Raw genomic sequence first — 15,460 nt, forward strand, 5'->3', positions numbered from 1 at the left:
TTCAGGTGACTGCGGGGAACAGGCCCGTCCCGATGGCGGCGTCGACCGCGCGCGCCACCCCGTAGACGATCCACACCGCGGCCACCGCGTACAGGACGCGGCTGCGAGCGACGCGCGCCGGCAGGTCGAGATGGGTCGGCGCGACGACCCGCAGCACAACCACCGCCGCCACCGCGATCATCACGACCGCGAGGCTGATCGGGCCGAAGAGGTTGTCCGCGAACGCCGCCGACAGATCGCCGTGCGCCGCCGCCACCCAGCTCCGCGTGAGTCCGCAGCCCGGGCACGGCAGTCCGGTGGCGAGTCGGAACGGGCAGAGCACCGGCCCCTCGCCCACCACCGAGGTCGGGATCAGGAACGCGGCGACAACGGCACCGCCGCCGACCACCGTCGCGATGGCCGTCGGGGAGGCGTGGCGCCTCTCGCCGGCCGGAGGGGCCTCCGCGGGCGCGGAGGTCACCGAAGGGGTCGACCGTCGGAGTCGGGCACCCGGCGCAGGAGGATGAGGATGAAGTCGATCAGCGCCCAGACGCCGAAGCCACCGCAGGTGATGAGCTTGAGGATCCCCAGTCCGGTGTAACCGAGCCAGAAGCGGTCGATCCCCAGACCGCCGAGGAAGAACGAGATGATGACGGTGGTCAGCCAGTCCTTCTCGGAGAACAGTCCCGGTACCTGGGTGACCGGGAACCAGGTGCTCGTCGCGGTGCGCACCTGGGTCTCGGCCTTGATCTGTCCGGTTCGGACCATCGTCTGCAGATCGGGGTAGGCCAGCGGCCCCCACTCCTGCCCCATCACCGCCGCATAGAAGGTGTCGGTGGCCGGACCCGGCGGCGGTCCGGGCGTGCCCATCGGGGGGTAGGTCATATCGGACAGATTAGGCGATCGGCGCTGGTCGCGGGCCTGTGATGCACGTGTTGGACACTCAGTCCACCTGGGGGGTGACATCCTCCTTACCACTCGGTAAGATCGAACTTACCGCTGAGTAAGATCGGCGACCGGCGTTCATAGCCGACAACTCCATGTCCGTCGAATCACCGAACCGTTAGGTGTCACATGTCCACTCACACCGAGCCCCGCGACACGTCCGCGGTGGGCAAGACAGCTCCGAAGCAGAACGCGATCGGCGTCGCCATGCGCGTGCTGAGCACCATCACGGGCTCTGACATCGCCGAGCGCTTCGGGCTGCGCGAGCCGATCAACCGCGTGGCCTTCCAGGGCACGAAGTCCGGCTTCCAGACGCTGGGCGCCGCGAGCCGCGCGTTCAAGTCCGTCCAGGGTGGCGGCCAGCCCAAGCGGCTCAGCACCCCGGGCAAGGACTACTTCAACCTCCGCCCGGACGACGAGCAGGAGATGATCGCGAGCACCGCCAAGGAGTTCGCCGAGGAGATCCTCCGACCGGCCGCCCACGACGCCGACGAGGCCGCCGCTGCGCCCGAGGAGCTGCTGACCCGCTTCGCCGAGCTGGGCATCACCACCATCAACGTGCCCGAGGAGTTCGACGGCGCCGCATCCGAGCGTGGCGTGGTCACCAACGGCCTTGTCGCCGAGGCGCTCGCCTTCGGCGACATGGGTCTCGCGCTCCCGCTGCTCGCCCCGAGCGGTGTCGCGGCGACGCTGACCCAGTTCGGCAGCGACGGCCAGCAGAAGACCTATCTGCCCGACTTCGCCGGCGAGGAGGTCCCGCAGGCGTCGGTGGTCATCGCCGAGCCGCGCCCGCTCTTCGACGCGTTCTCCATCACCACCCGCGCCACGCGCACCCCGAGCGGCTACAAGCTCGACGGACTGAAGTCGTTCGTCCCGGCCGCCGGCTCGGCCGAGCTGTTCATCGTCGGCGCCCTGCTCGACGGGCGTCCGGCACTGTTCATCGTCGAGTCCGACTCCGAGGGACTGATCGTCGAGGCCGACCCGGGGATGGGCGTGCGCGCCGCCGGCATGGGTCGCCTGCTCCTCAACGGTGTGCGGGTCCCCAAGTCCGGTCTGCTGGGCGAGGAGGAAGGCGACGCCGCGTTCGCCGCCTACCGCGACGTCGTGCGCCTCTCCCGTCTGGGGTGGGCGTCGCTGGCGGTCGGGACCTCGCAGGCCGTCCTCGACTACGTCGTGCCCTACGTGAACACCCGTGAGGCGTTCGGCGAGCCGGTCTCCAACCGTCAGGGTGTGGCCTTCCCGGTCGCCGTGATGGCCACCGAGCTCGACGCCCTGCGCCTGGTCACCCAGCGCGGCACCTCGCGCGCCGAGCAGGGCCTGTCCTTCGCCCGCGAGGCGGCACTGGCCCGGAAGCTCGTGTCCGACAAGGGCATGCAAATCGGCTCCGACGGTGTGCAGCTGCTGGGCGGCCACGGTTTCACCAAGGAGCACCCCGTCGAGCGCTGGTACCGCGATCTGCGCGCCGCCAGCATCGGCGAGGGCATCGTCGTCCTGTAGACCCTCACTCCCCTTCCTCCTCGAAAAGAGAGACATCATGGCCATCAATCTCGAGCTCCCGAAGAAGCTCCTGGTCACCGTCGATCAGGCCCACCAGGCGGCGGCGAACATCTTCCGTCCCGTCTCCCGCAAGTACGACCTGCGCGAGCACGACTACCCCGTCGAGCTGGACACCCTCGCCAGCCTCTACGACGGCCTGTCCGAGGCCGGTCAGGCCGGCGCGGGCGCCGACGGTGGTCGCAAGCAGCCCCAGAAGGAGCTGCCCGAGGGCGCCGTCGCCAACGGCGGCAACATGCAGGCCTGCCTCAACGTCCTCGAGACGTCGTGGGGCGACGTGGGTCTCGTGCTCAGCATGCCGTTCCAGGGACTCGGCAACGCCGCCATCTCGGCGGTCGCGACCGACGAGCAGCTGAAGAGCTTCGGCAAGGTGTGGGCCGCCATGGCCATCACCGAGCCCGGCTTCGGCTCCGACTCCGCCGCGGTGTCGACCACCGCGGTCCTCGACGGCGACGAGTACGTCATCAACGGCGAGAAGATCTACGTGACGGCCGGTTCCCGCGCCACCCACATCGTGGTGTGGGCGACGGTGGACAAGAGTGCGGGTCGCGCGGCCATCAAGAGCTTCGTCGTCCCGCGTGACCACCCGGGCGTCACCATCGAGCGCCTCGAGCACAAGCTGGGCATCAAGGTGTCCGACACCGCGCAGATCCGCTTCGAGAACTGCCGCATCCCGAAGGAGAACCTGCTGGGTTCGCCCGAGGTGGACACCAAGAAGGGCTTCGGCGGCGTCATGCAGACGTTCGACAACACGCGCCCGATGGTGGCCGCGATGGCGGTCGGCGTGACGCGCGCGGCGCTCGAGGAGATCCGTCGTCTCCTCGAGGAGGCCGGCGTCGAGATCGACTACGACAAGCCCGCCCAGTCGCAGCATGCCGCGGCCGCGGAGTTCATCCGCCTCGAGTCCGACTTCGAGGGCGCGTACCTGCTGATGCTGCGGGCGGCGTGGATGGCCGATAACAAGGAGCCCAACTCCAAGGAGGCGTCGATGTCGAAGGCCAAGGCCGGACGCACCGTCGTCGACGTGACCACCCGGGCCGTGGAGCTCGCGGGCACCTTGGGCTACTCCGAGCACCTGCTCCTGGAGAAGTGGGCACGCGACTCGAAGATCCTGGACATCTTCGAGGGCACCCAGCAGATCCAGAACCTGGTCATCGCGCGGCGCGTGCTGAACAAGACCAGCGCCGAACTGAAGTGACCACGCGCGCCTGAGAGCGCACAGGCGACGGCCCGGACACCGCGTGTGTCCGGGCCGTCGTCGTCTCCGGTCAGACGGCGCTGAGCTCCTCCTCCACCACCGGCGGGGCCGGTGCGAGCGTGCGCACGACGCGCGACGGCTGTGTCAGCGCCATCAGCGCCATCCCCGCCAGCAGCAGACCGGTCGAGACCCAGAACGTCGCACGGACCCCGCCGGTGAACACATCGGCGGCGGATCCGCCCGTGGCGTGCGTCGCGGCACCGAACACCGACACGAGCACAGCGAGGCCGAGAGCTCCTCCGAGCTGTTGGACGGCGTTCACCATCCCCGACGCGGCGCCGGCGTCCTCGGGGTGGACGTCGCGCAGGGCTGCGGTCGTCAGCGAGAAGAACGCCAGTCCCCCACCGAATCCCACGAGCACGGTCGCACCGACGAAGTCGCCGTAGACCGATGTGGGGCCGATGGTGGTGAGCCATCCGGTGCCGCCAGCGGCGAGTGCGAAGCCGAGGACCAGCAGCGGACGCGGCCCGATCCTCGTGGAGGCCCAGCGCGCGGAGAACTGCGTGGCGACCAGCGTCCCCATCGTCATCGGCAGGTAGGCGAGCCCGGTGGTCAACGGACCGAACCCGAGGACGCCCTGCATGAACCGGGTGAGGAAGAACATCATCCCGACGAACCCGGCGACCATGAACAACCGGCCCGCGAACGCGGACGAGCGGCCGAGGTCGGCGAAGATGCGCAGTGGTGTGATCGGTTGCAGGGCACGGCGTTCTGCGAGGACGAAGCCACCGAGGGCCGCGACACCGACGGCGATCGGCGCGAGGGTCGACGGCGCGGACCATCCCGCCTCGGCCGCCCGGACGAGCCCGAACACGAGCGCGCCGACACCACCGGTGGAGAGCACCGCCCCGGCGAGGTCGAACGGTCGACGCTCCCGCGGCGTGGTGGGCAGCGCGATCGCGCCGGCCACGAGCACCAGGACGCCGATGGGCACGTTGACGACCATCACCCAGCGCCAGTTCAGCCACTCCACCAACATCCCGCCGGCGACCAGGCCGATCGAGAAGCCACCGAGGGAGACAGCCGTGAACAGGCCCAGCGCGCGGGCCCGGTCCGCGGGCTGCGGGAACCGGATCATGAGCAGTGCCAGTGCAGCCGGGGCGGCGATCGCCGCGCCCACGCCCTGGACGGCCCGGGCGGCCAGGAGCACCGCGGCGTCGGTCGCCAGGCCGCCGGCCGCGGAGGCCACGGCGAACAGCGCCACCCCCGCGAGGAACGTGCGGCGACGGCCCAGGACGTCACCCAGTCGGGCGCCGAGCAGCAGCAGTCCGCCGAAGGTGAGGGTGTACGCGTTGAGCACCCAGGACAACGAGGCGGACGAGAAGCCCAGTGCGCGTTGGATGTCCGGTAGTGCGACGTTCACGATGGTGGAGTCGACCACCACCATGAGCTGGCACCCCAGGACCGCGGCGAGCACCAGGGACGACGAGAAACGAAACGACATGGATGTCTCCCAGAGATGGACGGGTAGACTCGGACCGAGAAACGGAAGCTTCCTCCGGATACGATACGGAGGGCTCCTCCGCTTTGCAACCGGTGGGAGGTGTGGCGCGGTGGCGACCTCGAAGACAGACCCGTCGACGCGCCGTGCGCCCCGCGCGGATGCCGTGCGCAACCGTGCCCGCATCGTGGCCGCCGCGCGCGAGCTGTTCGGCTCCGATGGACCCGACGTCGCTCTCGAACGCGTCGCCGAGACCGCCGGCGTCGGCATCGGGACGCTGTATCGCAACTTCGCCAGTCGCGAGGCGCTCGTGGAGGCCGCCTACCGCACGCAGACCGAGGAGATCGTCGCCACCGGCCACCGCCTGGCCGCGACGCTGCCCCCGGACGAGGCCCTGGTGGCCCTGCTCCACGAGTTCCTGCGCACAGCCGCGGTGAAACGAGGCATGCGGGAGGTCATCCATGCCCAACTCGGCGCCGACGCGCCGGTGTTCGAGGACGTCCGAGCGGCCACCCGAGGGATGATCGGGACCATCCTCGCGGCGGGCCAGGCAGCCGGGAAACTGCGGAGCGACGTCGACGTCGAGATGGTGTCCCGCCTCATCGGCGGGCTCTCGATGACCTCGTCGGACAACGACGACCCCGCTGTCTCCGAGGCGATGATCCGTGTCGTCGTCGACGGCCTGAGGCCCCCCGCGAGCTGATCCACACGCGTGTCCGGGGCCACAGAAACCACGTGTGTTGCATCACCCGCGGGCCCATGTCGTTCGCACCGCTCGTGATCTCGACACGCCGTACTGCGCTGCACGAACGGCGATCTCGCCAGCCGTGATCTGTTCGTGATCCGCCCGTTACCGGCCCCCCGTCCGATGTGACCGACCCGGGGGACTGTTCGTACCGTCGCTCCCGGCTCGCGACACGACCCCCCGGGACATCCGGGACGAGGTCATCGCGACGACTGTCCGGAACACGACGGACGGGAAAGACGAACGAGCCGCTCCGCGGGGCGCCGCCTCAGGCGCCGCGGACGGCATGGAGGTACTCACATGAGCACCGCACTGAAGAAGCTCGCCCTGCGTGCCGGCATGACCGGCGTCCTCGCCGCCGCGCCGCTCGGCGTCCTGGCCGGCACCGCGCACGCCGAGGGCGGCCACAACTGGGACGCCGTCGCGCAGTGCGAGAGCGGTGGCAACTGGGCCATCGACACGGGCAACGGCTACTCCGGCGGCCTGCAGTTCACCCAGAGCACCTGGGAGGCGAACGGCGGGACCGGCACCCCGGCCGCGGCGAGCCGCGAGGAGCAGATCCGCGTGGCCGAGAACGTGCTGGCGTCGCAGGGCGTCGGCGCGTGGCCCGTGTGCGGCAGCAACCTCTACAGCTGACGAAGCCCGCCCGACCCGACGTCGGGACGACAGGTGGAACCGGACCCGGCACCGCGCGGCGGTGCCGGGTCCGCACATCTGTGAGGCACAATGTGTGCAGATGAAAGTTTCCGGCCACCGATCGCGTCTGGTTTACGTACGGTAGCTATTGTCAATCACGACCGCGGGTACTCGCTGACGCGGGAAGGACGGAGAACGGTGGAGAACACACGTCGGGCAACAGTGGCCCGCGGGACCGGACGCGATGTCCTGCTCGATGCGACTCTGCGCCTGATCGGCGATCGCGGTCTGCACGCCATCACACTGCGTGAGGTCGCCGGCGCGGCCGGATTGTCGTTGGGATCGACGACCTATCACTTCGCCGACCGGGACGCCCTCCTGATCGCCGCGCTGAGCCGCTTCGCCGACTCGGTCACCGACCAGTGCGACAAGGCCATCGCCGCCGCCGACCACGACGGTCGGACCGGCCGCGAGATCATGCGCACCGTCGTCGCGGACCTCGACGCCACGTACTGCGACGTCACCCGCATGCTGGCGCAGCTCGAGACCTACACCGAGGCCGCCCGCAACCCGGAGGTCGCGGCCATCGCCGCGCGTGTGCTCGACGCCTACCGCCGGCTCCTGAGCCACGCGTTCACCGCTGCCGGCGTCCCCGCCGATCAGGTCGCCACCCGGGTCGACCGCGTCCTCGTCTACGCCGACGGCCTCGCGTTGCAGAGCGCTGCCAAGGGCGCACCCTGCACGCTGCCCGACGACGCCACGTCGGTCATCTGGCTCCTGGCCACCACGGCCGTCTGACCCCTCCCCGCCTTCTCAGAAGGCGACGCGGGTGATGGTCTCCGCCACCAGTGACGGCTTCGCGGCGTCGCGGACGGTGATCGTCTGCGTCACCACCATCTCGACCGTGCCCTCCGCGACCTCACGCGCCGATGCGAGCGTCGCGGTCAGCTGCACGTCCGATCCGACGAGGACGGGCGCGGGGAACCGCACCTTGTTCGAGCCGTAGTTGACGGCGAACGTCGCGTTCTCGACCGAGTAGACCTGCCAGGCCAGCATCGGGACCAGCGACAGCGTCAGGTAGCCGTGCGCGATGGGTCCGCCGAACGGGCTCTCCCGCTGCGCGCGCTCGACGTCGACGTGGATCCACTGGTGGTCGCCGGTGGCCTCGGCGAACTGGTTCACCCGCTCCTGGGTGATCGTGAGCCAGTCGCTCGATCCGAGTTCCTCGCCGGCGGCCGCGAGGATGTCCGATGCAGAGGTGAAGACGCGCATGGGACGAAACCTACGTCACATCCGCGCGAACGGGCCCAGAGGACCCTGGGTTCCGCTGTAGACGTTCTTGTCGACGCGGACGGGGACGCCGGGGATGACCGCGGAGTCGGTGTACTGCCAGAACGTCCAGCTCCGCCATCCGCCGGGCAGCGGTCCGGGCGCCGATCGGCCGTTGTAGTCGGCGATCCACAGCGGGTACCGCGTGAACTGTGCGGTGTTCGCCATCGCCGTCCGCCAGAACGTCGGATAGGTGTAGATGATCGGCGTCCGACCGGTCAGCGCAGACACGGTGTCGAGGTACTGCTGCGTCCACGCGATCAGGGCGCCCGGCGGCAGGCCACCGCTCTGCTCGAGGTCGAGGACGGGCGGGAGGTCACCCCAGCCGTTCTGCCCCAGCGTGACCGCCGCGAAGAACGCCGCCTGCGGCGCCGCGGGCAACGACGGGTCGGCGTAGTGGTACGTGCCGCGCGCGAGTCCGGCCAGTCGCATCCCGATCGAGTCCGGCACGAACCACGGGTTCACATACGACAGGCCCTCGGTCGCCTTGACCATCGCGAAGTCCCGACCGGACCGCTTGACCGCGAACCAGTCCACGAGCGCATAGTTCGGGTGTTGCCACGACGAGACGTCCGGCCCGGTGTCCGCCTGCGCGGGGGCACAGGACAGGCCGAGCGCGGCCGCGAGGACGACGGCCAGGACGGCGACACGCCGGGCGGGTCGTTGACAGTGACGCACGAGCATGAGAGTGACCCTAGGTGCTCTCGTGCCATGCGGTACAGGTGTTACGGACTATTCACAGGAGACGCACGTGACGGAACAGACCCCGTGGGACCAGAGCTGGTGGGACGAGAAGTACGCCGACGGCGATCGCATCTGGAGCGGAGACCCGAACGCGACCCTGGTCGACGAGGTGTCACCGCTGTCGCCGGGACGGGCGTTGGATCTCGGCTCCGGGGAGGGCGACGACGCGCGGTGGCTCGCCGACCACGGGTGGTCGGTGGTCGCCGTCGACATCTCGCAGGTCGCGATCGACCGCGCCCGTGAGCTCGGCGGCACGCGGTCCATCAGCTGGGTCCGGGCGGACATCGTCGCCGATGGGGTTCCGCCCGGGCCCTACGACCTGGTGTCGATGATGTACTTCCCGATCCGCCGGCCTGAGGGGGACGACGCGCTCCGCGACGTCCTCGCCTCCGTCGCGCCCGACGGGACGCTGCTGGTGGTCGGCCACGAGACGTACCCCGTCGACGACATCCACACCCCCGCCGACGTCGCCGCGCAGCTCGACCCGACCCGCTGGGAGATCGTCACCCACGAGACCCGCGCACGTCGCCATTCCGGGGAGGGCGGCGGCGGCCACCACACCCACGACGTGATCGTCGTGGCCCGACGCCGGGGCTGACCCCGGCGCGTCTCAGCCGGCGGGTGTGACCGTGGTCGTGACGACCGAGGAGTCCGACGGGTCGGCACTCTGCGAGGCGTCGCCCGAGACCGGTGCCGACGACGGCGCCTCCGACGACGCGTCGACCGAGGCGGGCGCCGAGGCGTCGACCGAACCGGGGACTGTCGTCGTGGTGGTGGCGGTGGTCGACGGCACGGCGGAACTGCTCACGGGCGCGGACGAGGCGCCCGGCGGCGTCGTGCTGGACGACGATGACGAAGCGGACGACGTGCCGATCTTCGCAGCCGGCAGCACCGTCACCTTCTGCGTCACCGGGGGCGAGGACCGCAGCGCGTTCATGACGGTGTCGCGCCCCGAGGTCAGTCCGCGCTGCCAGTTCGCCCAGTCGTGGCCGCCGTAGTTCGGCAGCGACACCACCGACACGCCCTGCTGAGCAGCCTGGAGCTGGAACAGCACGGTCGACACCGCGGACAGCGCCTCGAGCAGGATCGCCGAGATGCGGTCCTGCGGCGCCATCGACGCCATCTCCTGCGGGCTGAGGAAGGCGTTGCCCGACGACACGACCAGCACCTGGCCGTTCTCCTTGAGCTTCGCGAGGTTCTTCGACGGGTCGTTGGCGGCCCACTGCGCGCTCCCGGGCGGGCCCCACATGTTGACGATGCCGTTGGTGTAGTTCGACACCATCGTCTGCGTCGCGAACACGCCGAGCGCGCCGAGCGGGTTGTCAGTCTGGTAATAGCCCGACATCGCCTGCACGACCTTGAACTGCTCGGGGTGCTTCGCCGCGAGCGTCACGGCCGGTCCCGCCGACATCGACAACCCGACGATGGCGTTGTTGTTCGGCGCCACCCCGAACTGCTGCTGCAGGTACGCCGGCAACTCGGAGGTCAGGAACGTCTCCTGCTTGATGGGGACGTTGTTCGCGCCCGCGCCGCCGTTCCAGTCGGTGTAGAACGACGAGGCGCCACCCACCGGCATGACGAGGGTCGTGTTGGTCGAGCCGTCGTAGATCTTCGACGCCTGGACGTCGGTGGTCCACGCCGAGCGCGCGTCACTGGCCCGCATGCCGTCGAGGAGGTAGACCCCGCGGGTGCTGTCGTTCGAGGCGCGGATCTGCACCATCACGTTCTTGTTCTGCGACGGCGACCACACCCAGCAGTTCTGCACGAAATTGCCCGACTTGTCCCAGGTGCACCCGGGTCGGAGCACCTCGGGGTGGCCGACGAGGGCCTGCGCGGTGTTCTGGTTCGAGAAGTAGGCGGTCGCGACGAAGACTCCCATCGCCAGCGCGACCGCGACGGCGAGCGCCCGCAGGACCCGGGTGCGGGGACCGGTCGGTGATTCGAGCACGGTCCACTGCGGTGATCCCGGGGCGGCAGAGCGCATGGGTGTTCCCTTTCGACGACTTCCCGTGAGTCGTCGGTGCCGCGGGATTCGTTACGCGTTCGTCCAGACCGGTTTCTCGCCGTCGGAGAACGCCGCCGTCCCGACGAGGAGGTCCTGCGAGAAGGTCATGGCGTCGACGGCGTCCGGGGAGCGTCGTGTCGCGGCGGCCGGGTCGGCGTCGTCGGCGACCTCCGCCCGCAGCCGCAGCGACTGCCTGACCGCGAACGGGGCGTTCGCGACGACGGCCTCGGCCATCTCGCGGGCGGCGGCAAGGTGCTCGCCGGGCTCGACGACGCGGTTGATCAGGCCGAGGCGCAGGGCCTCGTCGGCGTCGAGCACCCGGGACGCCAGGGTCATCTCCGCCGCGACCCGCTCACCCACCACCCGAGGGAGGCGGACCAACCCGCCGTCCTGGGCGACGAGACCGGTGGAGACCGGATCCAGCGCGAAGGTCGCGTCCCGGCCGGCGGCGACGAGGTGGCACGCCAGTACCAGCTCGAGGCCGCCGTCGTGGGCGGCGCCGGCGACCGCCGCAATGACCGGTTTGTCGAGGTCGGCGCGCGCGGTGAGGCCCGCGAAGCCGTTCGGGGGCGTGACGGCGGTGTTCCCCCAGCCGATCTCGGAGCGGTCGGCGCCGCGGCAGAAGTCCGGACCGCTGCCGTGGACGATCGCCACCCACAGGGCACGGTCGGCGAGGAACGCCGTGACCACCTCGTCGAGTTCGGCGTGCGCCGCGGCGAGGAGCGACGTGTCGCGCAGTTCGATCTCGCAGACGTGACCCGCCCGATGGACGCGCACGTGGTCGAACTCGCGGTCCAGCGACGGCACCCGCTCCGGGAGCAACCGGTCAATCACCGTGCGGGACACGGCGATGCGGTTGGTCGGGTGTACGTGGCGGGCGTGAACCGTGGTGCCGATCGGGTCGTCGGTGCCGTCCTCCCCGAGGAGCCTGGCGAGCAGAGCGGTGTCGCCGTCGCAGACATGGGCGATGAACCGTCGCCCCTGCAGGTCTCGGCAGACGCAGATCCCGGCGCCGGTGGCGTGGTGCACGGTCCACGCCTCGATGGTCGCGGGGCCGTGGGCGTACCTCGTGGTCGGCAACCCGGGCACGGCGTCGAGCGCGGCCTGGATGTCGGGGCTGTCGTCGGGCACCCACGGCACGGGTGTCGTCGAGTACACCCCGGCGGAGTACTTGCTCAGCTGTCCACCGTTGGCGCCGACGAGACCGAGGGCACCCGGCTGCGCGCGGACCCGTCGGATCACCCCGGCGACCGCGTGCATCGCGTAATTGCTGCCCGCCCCACCGAAATACGGCAGTCCCCCGGTGACGGTGAGGCCACGCGGATCGTCGTCGGCGAGGCCGAACGCGTCGGTCACCGTCCAAACCGCGACCGGGAAGCAGCTGTAGAGGTCCATCACCGCGATATCGTCCATGGACGCACCGGCGGTCTCGAGCGCGTGCCGCACCGCGGCGACCGTGGCGGGGCTTCGGGACAGGTCCGGTCGCTCGAGGAGGGGCCGCTCGCGGAGATCGGCGTGGCCGTGCAGGAACACCCACCGAGACGGGTCGATGCCCAGTCGGCGTGCTGCGCCGACGGAGGTGATGACGCACGCCGCACCCTGGTTGATCTGGTCGCGGGCGACGAGGAACCGCAGGTAGGGCTCGGCGACGGGACGGTTGCGGTCGGTGCGGGTGGCGACCTCGTCGACCGTGCGCGCGGTCGGGGCCGCGGAATGCGGATTGCTCTCCGCGACAACGCTCATCGGGGCGAACAGGCCCGCCATCGCCCGCACGTAGGACGGTCGGTCCAGCCCGAGACGGTGCCGGCGGGCGTTCTCGAGCATCCCGTACTGGGCGGGCGCGTTGGTGAGGCCGTGCAGCACGTTCTCCCGTGTGTTCACCAGGTGCGTTCCGCGGCCGCGGTCGTCGACCGGTCCGGCGTCGACGGTCTCGGCGAAGTCCGGGACCTCGCCGGCAGCACCGGCACCGCGGCTGAAGTGGCGCGTCGTCGAGGTGACGTCGGCACCGAACACGACCGCGACCTGAGATGTCCCCGCCCCGATGCGCCCACACATCTCGGTGATGAGGCTCTGCGGCGTCTGCCCGCCGAGCGCGTCGTAGACGACGTGGGTCGGTTCGGCACCGACACGGCGCAGCACCGCCCACGGGTAGTCGGTCGGGGCACCGAGCGGGGCGCCAAATCCCATGGCCTCGAACGACCGCGTCATGGCCGCCGTGTCGACGGCGTCGGCAAGAGCCGCCGCGTCGGCCCCCGTGTCCGCGAGCGCTGCCAGCACTGCGTCGGCCGCCATCTGCGCCTCGGACCGGGCCGCGTAGTCGGGGTCGTCGATGCGTTCCGACGCCTCACCCACACCCACCAGCACCGGCGTGGACGGGTCGAGATCGTCGCAGGTCATCGCCTCATGATCGGCGAAAACGAGAACACGTGTCAATTCCGACGTCACCGGCGACGGGCTGGACACCACGCGACGACGCCGTCACGACCGCCGCGCGACTCGATGTCACCGACGGGGGCCGCGGTGACGGGACTCGTCGACTCCGTCGCCGCGGCCTTCGTTCAGAACCAGTCGGAGAACCCCGACGGGTCGTGACGTCCGAGACAGGCGTGTTCGAACATGCCCACACCGCGCCGGGTGGCGCCGTTCTCGGTCCACGTCACTGCCGGGACGTGATCGGAGACGCCGAACGGGATCCGTCCGGCCACGGCGGGATCGGCGAGATCGTAGGTCCGGCGCTCGACGAAACCCTCGCCGCACCAGAGACCGTGGGTCCAGTCCGGGTCGCCACCGTAGCCGCCTCCGATGTGCAGCGCGGTGGGCAGCAGGGAGGTGACGTCGATGCGGATCTCGCCCGCTCCCGACCGCGTCGTCACGACCGCCGACTCCGGGATCCGCGCACCGTCGCGGTAGGTGATCACGACGTCCGGACTCCGCAACTGTTCTCGACGACCGTCGGGCCAGATGCGCACGGCGTCGTCGAGTGTCCGGGAGCCGTCGGGCTCCTCCTGGATCACCATCACCACACCGAAGTCGTCGAAGGCGAGCGGCAGGTACATCCACCACATCCCCTCGAACGGCGGATCCGCCGGCCGCCCGGCCGGTTCCGCCTCGCCGATCGGACGGATCCCCCACGAGCGGTCGCGTGTCCCCACCCACGACGACGGGTCGAACTCGATGCGGTCACCGTCGATCTCGAGCCCACCGGTCCAGGTGCCCACCTGTGCGAAGCGCTGCGCGTCGAGAGTGGTGCGGCTCCCTGCACGCAGGACATGCCGCTGTTCCTCGACGACGTCGAACGACCCGGTGAACGTGGCGTCGAGCGCGATGCCCTCGGTGAGCCCCAGCGAGACGTGCACCGACCGCAGTGGTTCCACGACGTCGAGGGCGAAGGGACCCACACCCTGCCGGAGGCGGTTGTGGCCGAACGCATCCGACACGTGGACCGCGGTCTGTTCGTCGCCGCGGTGCACCAGGACGAAGGCGTCGGTCACCCCGAGCACCGGGTAGTACCCCAACCCCATCACCACGAAGATGTCCCCGGACGAGTCGTGGGCATTGAAGTAGCACCGGTCGTAGAAGTTGCGGTCGGTGGTCGCGGGCAGTGCGATCGGCAGGGGCGCCTGGTGGACGGGGTACTCGTCGAGCGGTCCGATCACGATGCGTCTCCGAGCAGTTCGTCGATGAGCGGGTTGTGCAGGAGGTTCTCCTCGACGTCGGCGCCGGCCGGCAACTCGCCGAAGCGGATACGACGGGCGGTGACGCGCATGAGGATGGCCGACCACGCGACCGCGCACCACACGTGGAACCACCGCAGATCACCGACCTGCACACCCGTCGCGTCCTCGTAGGTGGCGACGACGTCGGCCTCGCGCAACGTGTCGGGCAGTCCGGGCAGACCCATCGATTCGGTGATCGACTGGAACACGCGGTGCGCGAACACGATCCACGCGAGGTCGAACTCGCGGGGCCCGAGAGCGGCCATCTCCCAGTCGAGGACGCCCACCGGGCTGAAGTCGCGGTAGATGACATTGCCGATGCGTGCGTCACCCCAGCAGAGGACGGGCTCGGCGGCCGCCGCGCCGCCGGGGACGTTGTCGTGGAGCCACGCGAGGGCGCGGTCGGCGCGAGCCGACGGACCGACCTCGTCGCGCGCGAAGCCGTACCACTCGTCGAGCCAGGACAGCTGTCGGTGCAGGGGCGTCTTCCCAGGCGTGCGGCGGTCGAGGAAGCCGAACACCGACGCGGCGTCGGGGATCGAGTGCAGGGCCGCGATGGTGCGCACCGTCGCGCGCTGCGCGTCCGCACGACGCTCTGCGGGCGCGTCGGCGAACCAGTTGTCGCCGAACGTGTACGGCAGCACGTCGGGCGGGATGACGCCGTCGATGTGCTCCATCACCAGGAAGGGCACTCCCAGCACCGATCCGGTCGGCTCGATCCCGCGGACCACCGGCACCGGGACGTCGGTCAGGTCACGCACCAGACGCATCGCCTCGTACTGGTGGTCGAGGCGGTACTCGGTGAACACCGGGACGTCCTGCGCCGTCGGCGCGAGCCGCATCACCAGCCGCTCGGGGTCGGCCGCTCCCGGCCATGCCGCGGTCATCGCCACGGTCTCCGACGACTGACCGTTCTTCTCGATCGCGTCGGAGAGGACCACCGTCGGAGCGCCACCGCGGTCGGGTTCGCGATCCGCCAGCCAGTCGGCGACCACCGCAGGCAGTGCCTCGAGGTCGCGGCTCGAGTGCTGCAGCGAGGTGATGTCGGGCGGGGTGGGGTTGTCGGTCATGCGCACCTGCTCTCGTATTCCGCTACCGTGGGTAGCGT

General features: G+C 70.4%; 15 protein-coding genes. 6 read left to right on the plus strand and 9 right to left on the minus strand.

Features of this window, described 5'->3' with window-relative positions:
• Position 1 precedes the first annotated feature (1 nt).
• Together Q1A98_RS06820 and Q1A98_RS06825 are read right to left on the minus strand one after the other, a co-directional pair.
• Positions 2 to 460: a DUF2752 domain-containing protein gene (locus Q1A98_RS06820; RefSeq protein WP_299571227.1), complete on the minus strand. Its 459-nt coding sequence runs from the start codon at positions 458 to 460 to the stop codon at positions 2 to 4.
• Positions 457 to 864 carry an NINE protein gene (locus Q1A98_RS06825; RefSeq protein ID WP_299571229.1) on the minus strand — a complete coding sequence of 136 codons (408 nt, stop codon included), beginning with the start codon at positions 862 to 864 and terminating at the stop codon, positions 457 to 459. The genes Q1A98_RS06820 and Q1A98_RS06825 overlap by 4 nt, the downstream gene beginning before the upstream one ends.
• Before the next feature lie 189 nt (positions 865 to 1,053).
• Between Q1A98_RS06825 and Q1A98_RS06830 the strand changes: the two genes are divergently transcribed.
• Positions 1,054 to 2,421: an acyl-CoA dehydrogenase family protein gene (locus Q1A98_RS06830; protein ID WP_299571232.1), complete on the plus strand. Its 1,368-nt coding sequence runs from the start codon at positions 1,054 to 1,056 to the stop codon at positions 2,419 to 2,421.
• A gap of 37 nt (positions 2,422 to 2,458) precedes the next feature.
• Positions 2,459 to 3,676 (plus strand): acyl-CoA dehydrogenase family protein, encoded by a 1,218-nt coding sequence (locus Q1A98_RS06835; protein WP_299571235.1) that lies wholly within the window; start codon positions 2,459 to 2,461, stop codon positions 3,674 to 3,676.
• A 70-nt stretch (positions 3,677 to 3,746) separates the two neighbouring features.
• Here the strand turns inward: Q1A98_RS06835 and Q1A98_RS06840 are convergent, their stop codons facing one another.
• The gene (locus Q1A98_RS06840; protein WP_299571239.1) at positions 3,747 to 5,180 is read right to left on the minus strand and encodes an MFS transporter; all 1,434 of its coding nucleotides are present in this window, start codon (positions 5,178 to 5,180) and stop codon (positions 3,747 to 3,749) included.
• 109 nt (positions 5,181 to 5,289) lie between these two features.
• Here Q1A98_RS06840 and Q1A98_RS06845 point away from each other — a divergent pair, with 109 nt between their 5' ends.
• From Q1A98_RS06845 to Q1A98_RS06855, 3 genes are all read left to right on the plus strand, one after another.
• A complete protein-coding gene (locus Q1A98_RS06845) occupies positions 5,290 to 5,880 on the plus strand; it encodes a TetR/AcrR family transcriptional regulator (RefSeq protein ID WP_299571242.1) in 591 nt (196 codons plus the stop codon).
• A 342-nt stretch (positions 5,881 to 6,222) separates the two neighbouring features.
• Positions 6,223 to 6,558, plus strand: coding sequence for a transglycosylase family protein (locus Q1A98_RS06850; RefSeq protein WP_299571245.1), 336 nt, complete (start codon positions 6,223 to 6,225; stop codon positions 6,556 to 6,558).
• Between the two features lie 198 nt (positions 6,559 to 6,756).
• Entirely contained in the window at positions 6,757 to 7,356 is a 600-nt protein-coding gene (locus tag Q1A98_RS06855; RefSeq protein WP_299571248.1) for a TetR family transcriptional regulator, read from the plus strand.
• 15 nt (positions 7,357 to 7,371) lie between these two features.
• Here the strand turns inward: Q1A98_RS06855 and Q1A98_RS06860 are convergent, their stop codons facing one another.
• Positions 7,372 to 7,830, minus strand: coding sequence for a MaoC family dehydratase (locus tag Q1A98_RS06860; protein ID WP_299571251.1), 459 nt, complete (start codon positions 7,828 to 7,830; stop codon positions 7,372 to 7,374).
• A 15-nt stretch (positions 7,831 to 7,845) separates the two neighbouring features.
• Complete coding sequence (locus tag Q1A98_RS06865; RefSeq protein ID WP_299571253.1) at positions 7,846 to 8,571, minus strand: glycoside hydrolase family 25 protein; 726 nt, start codon at positions 8,569 to 8,571, stop codon at positions 7,846 to 7,848.
• A gap of 67 nt (positions 8,572 to 8,638) precedes the next feature.
• On the opposite strand from Q1A98_RS06865, the gene Q1A98_RS06870 reads away from it, so the two are divergent.
• Positions 8,639 to 9,229: a bifunctional 2-polyprenyl-6-hydroxyphenol methylase/3-demethylubiquinol 3-O-methyltransferase UbiG gene (locus Q1A98_RS06870; RefSeq protein WP_299571256.1), complete on the plus strand. Its 591-nt coding sequence runs from the start codon at positions 8,639 to 8,641 to the stop codon at positions 9,227 to 9,229.
• Positions 9,230 to 9,241: 12 nt separating this feature from the next.
• Here Q1A98_RS06870 and Q1A98_RS06875 read toward each other — a convergent pair whose 3' ends face one another.
• The 4 genes from Q1A98_RS06875 to Q1A98_RS06890 all read right to left on the minus strand — a co-directional run bounded on the left by Q1A98_RS06875 (position 9,242) and on the right by Q1A98_RS06890 (position 15,422).
• Positions 9,242 to 10,615, minus strand: a complete 1,374-nt coding sequence (locus tag Q1A98_RS06875) for an alpha/beta hydrolase family protein (RefSeq protein ID WP_299571259.1) — start codon at positions 10,613 to 10,615, stop codon at positions 9,242 to 9,244.
• 51 nt (positions 10,616 to 10,666) lie between these two features.
• Positions 10,667 to 13,033, minus strand: a complete 2,367-nt coding sequence (locus Q1A98_RS06880) for an enoyl-CoA hydratase-related protein (protein WP_299571263.1) — start codon at positions 13,031 to 13,033, stop codon at positions 10,667 to 10,669.
• Positions 13,034 to 13,194: 161 nt separating this feature from the next.
• A complete protein-coding gene (locus tag Q1A98_RS06885; protein ID WP_299571264.1) occupies positions 13,195 to 14,292 on the minus strand; it encodes a hypothetical protein in 1,098 nt (365 codons plus the stop codon).
• The gene (locus tag Q1A98_RS06890) at positions 14,289 to 15,422 is read right to left on the minus strand and encodes a phosphotransferase family protein (protein ID WP_299571267.1); all 1,134 of its coding nucleotides are present in this window, start codon (positions 15,420 to 15,422) and stop codon (positions 14,289 to 14,291) included. The genes Q1A98_RS06885 and Q1A98_RS06890 overlap by 4 nt, the downstream gene beginning before the upstream one ends.
• Between the last annotated feature and the right edge of the window lie 38 nt (positions 15,423 to 15,460).

This window comes from uncultured Williamsia sp., assembly GCF_947494875.1.
Lineage (GTDB): Bacteria > Actinomycetota > Actinomycetes > Mycobacteriales > Mycobacteriaceae > Williamsia_A.